The following is an 8,956-nucleotide window of genomic DNA, read 5'->3' as shown; positions in this document are numbered from 1 at the left end:
CCGCCCCCCCCCCCCCCCCCCCCCCCCCCCCCCCCCCCCCCCCCACTGCTGTTTCGCGGGTGAGGAGGAGCCCCGGGTTCCGTTCAGCGGAATACCTCTTGCCAATACCTATCGACATAGGTACTGTCCATTTCAGAGGCGCGATGATGCGTCCCCCTGAGAGCGGAAAGGACCTCGATCAGTGGCCCAGAACTCCCCCGCGTCGAATGACGCCGCATCCCTCCGACTCGTCGATGACTTCTCGCTGGAGATGACCGGCAAAGACATCCCCGGACTCGAAGAGGCCCGGCACGCGATCCCCGCCGGAACCAAGATCAACGTCACGTTCCTCGGCAACGAAGACCTCGACATGCGGATCGCGGCGGCCAAGGCCGTGAAGGAGATGGGGTTCATCCCGGTCCCCCACGTCTCCGCTCGGCGACTCTCCTCCGAGGGCCAGCTCGAAGAGTTCCTCGGCCGCCTGCAGGAGGTCGGCGCGAGCGACCACGTCTTCGCCGTCGGCGGCGACCCGGCCGAGCCCGAGGGCCCGTACCCCGACTCGCTCTCGGTCATCCGCTCCGGCATCCTGGAGCGCTTCGGCGTGAAGGAGGTCTCCATCGCGGGGTACCCCGAAGGCCACCCCGACATCCCCAGCGACGTGCTGTGGCGTCACCTCGAAGACAAGTCGGCGGCGCTGAAGGAGCGCGGACTGGATGCGGTCATCCTCACGCAGTTCGCCTTCGACACCGACCCGGTCACGGCCTGGGTGAAGAGCGTCCGCGACCGCGGCATCGACACCGAGATCCGCATCGGCACCCCCGGTCCCGCGGGCATCAAGCGCCTCATCGGCTTCGCCCGCCGCTTCGGCGTCGGCGCGAACGCGATGATCGTGAAGAAGTACGGCTTCTCGCTCACGAACCTCATGGGCACCGCCGGACCCGATCAATTCGTCACCGACCTCGCCGCGCTGCTCGCGCAGGACCCCGCCTCGGGAAGTGTCAAACTGCATTTCTACACATTCGGCGGACTGCTCGCGACCTCACAGTGGGCGCGGGACTACGTCGCCGCCCGCGCCTGAGACCCCGCCGACCGCGGCCCGAGGAGACACCCTGATGACACTGCACACCGATGCCCTCCGCGACCACGCCTGCCTGATCGTGCACGGCCCGGACAAGCCCGGGATCGTCGCGGCAGTGACCTCGCTCATCACGCGCAACAAGGCGAACATCGTCACCCTCGACCAGTACTCCGACAACCCGGAGGGCGGCGCGTTCTTCCAGCGGGTCGTCTTCCATCGCCCCGACCTGGCGGCGGCGATGCCCGACCTCGAAGCGGATCTCGCCACGACTCTCGAGCCGTACGGGATGCAGTGGCAGCTCACCGACCAGTCCGTGCCGAAACGGATGGCGATCCTCGCCTCGACGTCAGATCACTGCCTGCTCGACCTGCTGTGGCGGCACCGCCGTGGCGAGCTGAACGTCACCATCCCGATGGTCATCTCCAACCACACCAACACCGCGGAAGACGTGCGGTCGTTCGGCATCCCGTTCTTCCACATCCCCTCGCAAGGCCCCGACAAGTCGGCCGCCGAAGCGGAGATCGTGAAGCTCCTCGCCGGCAACGTCGATTTCGTCGTGCTCGCCCGGTACATGCAGATCCTTTCCGACGACTTCCTCGGGAACGTCGGCGTGCCGGTCATCAACATCCACCACTCGTTCCTGCCCGCCTTCATCGGCGCCGGCCCCTACAAGAAGGCCAAGGAACGCGGCGTCAAGCTCATCGGCGCGACCTCGCACTACGTCACGAAAGACCTCGACGAGGGCCCGATCATCGAGCAGGACGTCGCCCGCGTCGACCACTCGATGAGCGCCGCCGACCTGCAGTCCCGCGGTGCCTACGTCGAACGCGCGGTGCTGTCGCGCGCGGTGCAGTGGCACGCCGAAGACCGTGTCATCCGGCACGGCAACCAGACCATCGTCTTCACCTGACCCGGACGCCTCACCCGAGACGCCCACCGACAGAACAGAGAGGTTCATCCGTGGCCGACAATCTTCAGGAACTCATCGACGGCACCAACCCGGTCGAGATGCTGCGCAACTCGCAGATCGGTTCGTACATCTACCCGGTCGTGCCGGCCGACTTCCAGAACTGGATCAAAGAGCAGCAGGCGTGGCGGAAGACCGCCGTGCTGTACGACCAGTCGCACCACATGGACAACGTGTTCCTGAAGGGCTCGGACGCCATCCGGCTCATCAGCGACACCGCCATCAACTCGGTCGCGAACTTCGCCGTCAACAAGGCCAAGCAGTACGTGCCGACGACGTCGTCGGGCCACGTGATCGGTGACGGCATCCTGTTCCGCGAGGCCGAGGACGAGTACGTGTACGTCGGCCGCGCCCCCGCGTCGAACTGGCTGCTCTTCCACGGCGAGACCGGCGGGTACCAGAACCTCGACATCTCGGTCGACCGTCGGTCCCCCTCGCGACCGTACGGGCACCCCGTCACGCGTCAGTACTACCGATTCCAGATCCAGGGCCCGAACGCCTGGTCGGTCATCGAGAAGCTCAACGGCGGCCCGCTGGAGAAGCTCGGCTTCTTCAACATGTCGACGATGATCATCGCCGGCAAGCAGGTGCGCACCCTCCGTCACGGCATGGCGGGTGCCCCCGGGCTCGAGGTCTGGGGACCGTACGCCGACCACGACATCATCCGCGACGCGATCGTCGACGCGGGCGCCGAGTTCGGCCTCGTCGCCGTGGGCTCGCGCGCCTACCCGTCGAACACGCTCGAATCCGGCTGGATCCCCTCGCCGCTGCCCGCGATCTACACGGGCGAGGGCGAACGGGCGTACCGCGAATGGCTCGGCACCGACAGCTACGAGGCCACCGGCACCCTCGCCGGCTCGTTCGTGTCGGACGACATCGAGGACTACTACCTGACCCCCTGGGAGCTCGGCTACGGCTCGTTCGTGAAGTTCGACCACGACTTCATCGGCCGCGACGCCCTCGAGAAGATCGACCCGGCCAGCCAGCGCAAGAAGGTCACGCTCGCCTGGAACGCCGAAGATCTGGCGAAGGTCTGGGGCTCGCTCCTGAACGTCGACGGGCCCACCTACAAGTTCTTCGACCTGCCGCTGGCGAACTACGGTTCGGCGAACTACGACTCGGTCGTGGATGCGGACGGCACGGTCGTCGGCTTCTCGATGTTCACCGGCTACAGCGCGAACGAGAAGCGCGGCCTCTCGCTCGGCGTCGTCGACCCCGACGTGCCCGAGGGCACCGAGCTCAAGGTCGTCTGGGGTGAGCCGAACGGCGGCACGTCCAAGGCATCGGTCGAAGAGCACGAGCAGACCGAGGTGCGAGCGATCGTCAGCCCCGTGCCGTACTCGACCGTCGCCCGCCAGACCTACCAGGGCGGATGGCGAACCGGCTACACCGACTGAACCGTACCGAGGGGTCCGGGACGACGCTCCCGGGCCCCTCCGTCTTACCCGCGGCACCGCCGAGAGGAACCCATGAGTCTGCGATACGCACTGCTCGCCCTGGTGCGGGTCGGGCCGCAGTCCGGCTACGACCTGCAGAAGCAGTTCGCCGTCTCCGTCGGACACGTGTGGCACGCCCCCGACTCCCAGATCTACCCCGAGCTGCGCAAGATGGAGCGCGAAGGACTCGTGCAGGGCGAGGAGGAGCAGCGCGGGGAGCGCGGCACCCGCCGGATGTACCACATCACCCCCGCGGGCGATCAGGCGTTCCTCGATTGGATGGCGTCGCCGCCCGAGTACCAACGGGTGCGCGATCCCGCTCACCTGCGCGCCGCCTACCTCGAGACGGCGACGCCCGCGCAGGCGCGCGCCTTCCTCCGCGCCCACGTCGCGCAGTGGGAGGGCGAACTCGAGCAGTGGGAGGGCGAACTCCGCCGCATCGACGCCGTCGACAACCCCATGTTGCTGCGACGCCTCGCCGCCACCGCCGAGGAGGACCGCGAGCGCACGATCGCCTACAAGCGGTACGCGTACGAAGGTCTCGTCGAGCGCGCGCGGGGCGAGATCCAGTGGGCCCGGAGCGGCCTCGATCTCATCGCGCGACTGGAAGGGCCGGAGGACTCCCCGTGACCATCGCCACCACCGGAACCGATCGCGCCCGCGCGGTCGCCGCCGTCCGTGAGCTGCTGCTCGCCGTCGGCGAGGACGCCGATCGGCTGGGGCTGCTGCGCACCCCCGAACGCGTCGCCGACCTCATGCTCGATCTGTTCTCCGGGCTCGGGGTGGACCCCGCATCCGCCCTCGGCGCACCCGTCGCCCTCACCGAGAACGAGCATCCCGGCGAACTCGTCGGCATGACCGGCATCCCGTTCCGCTCGGTGTGCGAGCACCACCTGCTGCCGTTCGACGGCACGGTCGACGTCTACTACGCACCGAGCCGGCACATCGCGGGGCTCAGCCGCATCGCCACGCTCGTCGACCTCGCCGCGCGGCGCCCGCAACTGCAGGAGCGTCTGGGCCAGCAGATCGCGGATGCGTTGATGGCGGTCCTGCAACCGCACGGGGTGGCCGTGCGCATCGAGGCGACCCACGGTTGCGTCGCGCACCTCGAACCCCGCGCGGCGGCCGCGCGCGCCGTCACGGTCGCCACGGTCGGCTCGATTCCCGACGCGACCTGGCGCCTCGCCGTGCGGGACCCCGCGCCGCACTGACGGCCCGACCGGTGGGCTGCCGGGTACGCTCGGGCGCGGAGCGCTTGCGCTTGCATCCGCCGCCCACTCCGCAGGTGCCCGCGCGCGGGTGCTGCGGATTGGCGTCCGGATCGGCGACAATAGTGCAGACGATCCGCGGCGGACCCTCTGCGCGGAGGTGGGGAAGACGATGACGCTCACGCCTGTCGCCGAGACCGATGGCCGCCCGGATCTGGCGGCGACGATCCGCGACGCGATCCTCGGCGGCGAGTTCGCGCCGCATCAGCGTCTGATCGAAGCCGATCTGAGTGCACGGTTCCAGGCGACCCGGGCGGCGGTGCGGACGGCGCTGCTGACGCTGGCGAGCGAGGGGCTGGTGGAGCGCCTCCCCAATCGCGGCGCCCGTGTGCGCGCGATCAGCGTCGACGAAGCCGTCGAGATCGTCGAGGTGCGGATGGGGCTGGAGTCGCTCTGCGCGCGCAAGGCCGCGGAGAACGCCGACGACGACGACATCGCCGGTCTCCGCATCCTGCGCGCCGACATCGAGTCGGCCGTCGCGGGGGGCAACCTCGTCGAGTACTCGCGCCTGAACCAGGAGATGGACCGGCGGATGCGGGACCTCAGCGGCCACGCGACCGCCACCCAGCTTCTCGAGCGGCTGCGCGCCCAGTCCGCGCGGCACCAGTTCCGGCTCGCGTTCCACCCGGGCCGTGCCGCGCAGTCCGCGCCCGAGCACATCGCGATCATCGACGCCGTGATCGCCCGGGATCCGGATGCGGCCGACGCCGCGACGCGCGCACACCTGGCGGGCATCGTCGAGGTGCTCCGCACTCTCGACTGACCCCCCGCATCCGCCCGCCCCGCATCCGCCCGCCCCGCAGAAACCCGCGAGACGGGATCTTCGCGCCGAGACGGAGGGGTTACCCCACGGTCTCGGCGCCCAGATCCCGTCTCGCGGTCGGAACACCGGCGGCGGCACGGAACGGCGGCCCGGCGCATGAGGCCGGGCCGCCGTTCGGATGCGGGTCAGCGGGCGATCAGCCGAAGTCCTCGACCGTGTCGTAGCCCTTGCCGTTGTACTTCTGCACCACCACCGACGAGACGGCGGGCTGGCCGTCGACCGTCGTGTCGACCGCCGTGCCGTCGAGCATGAGCGGCGCCTGGAAGTCGGTGATCCCGCGGAGCGCCTCCATGAAGTTCTCGCGCGTCGGTTCGGTCATCTCCCCGAACGCCTTCTCGAGCGTCGCGCCGACCATGTAGCTCCACATGCAGTGCGGGAACGCGGGCATGTCGGGGTAGTCGCCGTACTCCTTGAGGTTCGTCAGGAAGCCCTGCACGTCCTCGTCGTCCGCGAACGCGGGGCTCGCCGGCGCCTTCGAAAACGACACCGAGTAGACGCCGGGGAAGGCGTCGGCCCCGCCCGGCTGGAGGATCGCCGTCGGGCTCGAGGTGTTCGAGGGCAGGAACCAGCTCGGCGTCCAGTTGAGCTGTTGCGCCTTCTGCAGCGACGAGATCACGAGCGGCGTGATCGACATCGCGTTGAAGAAGACGTCGGCGCCCGAGTTCGCGAGCTCGGTGAGCTGCGCGTCGACGGCCGTGTCGGTCGCCTCATAGGTGAGCTCCTTCACGATCTCGATGTTGTCGGCACCCTCGACGGCGTTCGTGAAGCCCTCGAGGTATCCCTCGCCGTAGTCGTCGTTCTGGTAGAGCACGGCCACTTTGTGGTCTTCGCCGGATGCGGCCAGCAGCTCGCCGAAGGCCTGCCCCTCGTTCTGGTAGATCGGCACGAAGCCGAGCTGCCACGGGCTCTGTTCGGTGTCGCTGAAGATCGGGTCGCCGGTCATCACGAGCACCTGCGGCACCTCGTCGGCGATGGCGGCCTCGCGGTAGGCGCGGTTCGTCGGCGTGCCGAGGCCCGCCGTCATCGCGAAGACACTGTCTTTGAGCTGGTCGTAGTTGGCCTTCGCCTTCTGCGGGTCGTAGGCGTCGTCGAGCGCCTGGATGTCGACCGTGCGGGTCTTGCCGTCACCGAACTCGACGCCACCCTCGGCGTTCTTCGCGCCGAAGTACGCCGAGATTCCGGCGACCGTGCACGTGCCGGGGCCGGCGGTGGCGCCGCTGAGCGGAGTCGTGATGCCGAGCGAAATGCTGGTGTCGGTGATGCCGGGGCTCGCCGCACTGCCGCCGTCGCTCGCGTCTCCGCCGCCGCCGCGGGAACAGCCGGCGAGCGTCAACGCGAGCACGGATCCGACGGCGACGATGCCGAGGACCTTTCTGCGTGTGGTGCTGATGTTCATGCCTGATCTTGCCTCTCTGTGTGGGTCGTCTCCGCGGCGGGCGGCACGGGCGCGCCACCCTGCGGAGTACCGGAAGAAGGAGTGCCGGATGAGCGAGCCCCGGATGCCGGGCCCCCGGATGCAGGGCCGCCGGACCCCGGGCCGCCGGACCCGCCGCCACGCCGGGGCTTTCGCCCCCACCGGCGCAGCCGCGCGGGGAGCGAGGCGAGTCCGCCCGGGAGCAGGAAGAGCACGAGCAGCAGCAGCGCCCCCTGCAGGACTGCGGTGAGGTTCGCGTCGAGCGCGTTCGTCAGCTGCGGTGCGAGCACGTAGAACGCTCCGCCGAGGAGCGACCCGATGATGCTGCCCGCTCCGCCGATCACCATCGCGGCGAGCAACTGGATGGAGTGCCCGAAGCTCATCGTCTCGGGCGAGGTGTACTGCACGACCACCATGTAGAGGAACCCGCTCACTCCGCCGATCAGCGACGCGACCGTGAAGGCCATGACCTTATAGCGGTAGGGCGAGATCCCCATCGATGAGGCGACGGCCTCGTTCTCCTTCACGATCGCGAACGCCCGACCGTACTTGCCGCGCACGAGGTTGCGGGTGAGAAGGAACACGATCCCGCCGATGGCGATCACGAGGTACAGCTGCCACTGGTCGTCGTAGAGTCCGGTCCACTCCGGCGCCGACGCGAACCGGGCCGAGATGCCCTGCGATCCGCCGGTGAAGTCCGAGAGCCGCTTGGCGAGCGGCACGCCCACGATCGGCAGCGCGATCGTGACCATCGCGATCGCGAGTCCGCCGAGCCGCGCTGCCGCGAGCGCGATCAGAAGGCCCACGATGCCGGGCAGCAGGATGCTGGCGGCGAAGACGACGACGATGTTCCAGTCGTTCTCCACGCCGTAGGCCGTGATGTACGCGCCGAAGCCGACGAAGAAGATCTGGCCGAGTGAGACCTGGCCGGTGTAGCCCATCACGACGTTCAGCCCCAGCACCGCGACGGCGAAGACGCCGACCCGGGCGACGGTCTGGTTGGCGAACTCGGGCAGGACGAGCGGCAGCACGACCAGCAGGATGACGACGGCGAGCGCGACCGCGATGCGCACCGGGCGTCGGCCGAAGAACTCGGTAGCTCGAGACATCAGACGCGCACCACGGCTTTCCGGCCGAACAGGCCCTGGGGTCTGACGATGAGCACGACGAAGATCAGCACGAACGGCACGGCGACCTTGAGGTCGTAGCCGATGAACGGCACGTACACGGCGGCGAGGTTCTCGAGCACGCCGATCATCCACGCCGCGATCACGACGCCGATCGGGCTCGACAGTCCGCCGAGGATCACGGCGGCGAGCGCGTAGACGAGCGCGTTGTCCATCATTCCGGGGGTGAGGGTGAGCTGCGGGGCGATGAGGGCGCCGGCGACCGCGCCGAGCACGGCGGCCAGGCCCCATCCGACCATCAGGAGGCGCCCGACGGGCAGGCCCGAGAACGAGGCGGACTCGGGATTCACGGCGACCGCGCGCAGCGCGAGCCCCAGTTTCGTGCCGAGGAAGAGCCCCTGCAGCAGGATCATCATCGCGACGATGACGAGGGTCGTGCCGATCGAGCGGATGCTGACCGACGCGCCGAGGATCGAGATCGTGTCGAGCGGGAACAGCGACGCGAACTGCTGGTTGTTGTAGCTCCACAACCAGCCGCAGATGCCGGTGATGAGTGTCAGCAGACCGATCGTCACGACGACCGCCGTGTCGGGATCGCCTCGTTCGAATCGCCGCATGACGTAGCGCTCGATGAAGGCGCCCATGGCGAAGGAGAACAGGATCGACAGCAGGATCGCGAGGATCAGCGGCACGCCGAGGCCGGTGAACCACCAGGCCACATAGGCCGAGAGCACCGCCATCCCGCCCTGCGCGAAGTTGATGAGGCCCGTCGCCTGGTTGACCAGCACGATCGCGAGCGCAAGCGCCGCGTACACCGAGCCGATCGAGAGTCCGTCGACGACGAGTTGGATGAAGGTGCCCATC

At 68.9% G+C, this 8,956-nt stretch carries 9 protein-coding genes; 6 read left to right on the top strand and 3 right to left on the bottom strand.

The window, feature by feature from the left end:
• Positions 1 to 181 precede the first annotated feature (181 nt).
• The 6 genes from LMI96_RS14770 (at position 182) to LMI96_RS14745 (ending at position 5,491) form a co-directional block, all read left to right on the top strand.
• Positions 182 to 1,057 carry a methylenetetrahydrofolate reductase gene (locus LMI96_RS14770; RefSeq protein ID WP_374197932.1) on the top strand — a complete coding sequence of 292 codons (876 nt, stop codon included), beginning with the start codon at positions 182 to 184 and terminating at the stop codon, positions 1,055 to 1,057.
• 34 nt (positions 1,058 to 1,091) lie between these two features.
• Positions 1,092 to 1,967 (top strand): formyltetrahydrofolate deformylase, encoded by an 876-nt coding sequence (purU, locus tag LMI96_RS14765; protein ID WP_228362017.1) that lies wholly within the window; start codon positions 1,092 to 1,094, stop codon positions 1,965 to 1,967.
• A 50-nt stretch (positions 1,968 to 2,017) separates the two neighbouring features.
• Positions 2,018 to 3,421 carry an aminomethyl transferase family protein gene (locus LMI96_RS14760; RefSeq protein WP_228362016.1) on the top strand — a complete coding sequence of 468 codons (1,404 nt, stop codon included), beginning with the start codon at positions 2,018 to 2,020 and terminating at the stop codon, positions 3,419 to 3,421.
• A gap of 72 nt (positions 3,422 to 3,493) precedes the next feature.
• Positions 3,494 to 4,090 carry a PadR family transcriptional regulator gene (locus tag LMI96_RS14755; RefSeq protein ID WP_223723196.1) on the top strand — a complete coding sequence of 199 codons (597 nt, stop codon included), beginning with the start codon at positions 3,494 to 3,496 and terminating at the stop codon, positions 4,088 to 4,090.
• Positions 4,087 to 4,671, top strand: a complete 585-nt coding sequence (gene folE / locus LMI96_RS14750) for a GTP cyclohydrolase I (RefSeq protein WP_223723197.1) — start codon at positions 4,087 to 4,089, stop codon at positions 4,669 to 4,671. The genes LMI96_RS14755 and folE overlap by 4 nt, the downstream gene beginning before the upstream one ends.
• Before the next feature lie 169 nt (positions 4,672 to 4,840).
• Positions 4,841 to 5,491: a GntR family transcriptional regulator gene (locus LMI96_RS14745; protein ID WP_223723198.1), complete on the top strand. Its 651-nt coding sequence runs from the start codon at positions 4,841 to 4,843 to the stop codon at positions 5,489 to 5,491.
• Between the two features lie 196 nt (positions 5,492 to 5,687).
• Here the strand turns inward: LMI96_RS14745 and LMI96_RS14740 are convergent, their stop codons facing one another.
• From LMI96_RS14740 to LMI96_RS14730, 3 genes are read right to left on the bottom strand one after another with little or no spacing between them, the layout of a single operon-like run.
• Positions 5,688 to 6,947: an ABC transporter substrate-binding protein gene (locus tag LMI96_RS14740; RefSeq protein ID WP_228362015.1), complete on the bottom strand. Its 1,260-nt coding sequence runs from the start codon at positions 6,945 to 6,947 to the stop codon at positions 5,688 to 5,690.
• On the bottom strand, positions 6,944 to 8,074 hold the full coding sequence (locus LMI96_RS14735) for a branched-chain amino acid ABC transporter permease (protein WP_228362014.1): 1,131 nt from the start codon (positions 8,072 to 8,074) through the stop codon (positions 6,944 to 6,946). The genes LMI96_RS14740 and LMI96_RS14735 overlap by 4 nt, the downstream gene beginning before the upstream one ends.
• Entirely contained in the window at positions 8,074 to 8,955 is an 882-nt protein-coding gene (locus tag LMI96_RS14730) for a branched-chain amino acid ABC transporter permease (RefSeq protein WP_223723201.1), read from the bottom strand. Before LMI96_RS14730 ends, LMI96_RS14735 begins: the two co-directional genes overlap by 1 nt.
• Position 8,956 lies beyond the last annotated feature (1 nt).

Source organism: Microbacterium sp. cx-59, assembly GCF_020805625.1.
Lineage (GTDB): Bacteria > Actinomycetota > Actinomycetes > Actinomycetales > Microbacteriaceae > Microbacterium.
This window is presented reverse-complemented; position numbering and strand designations above follow the sequence as displayed.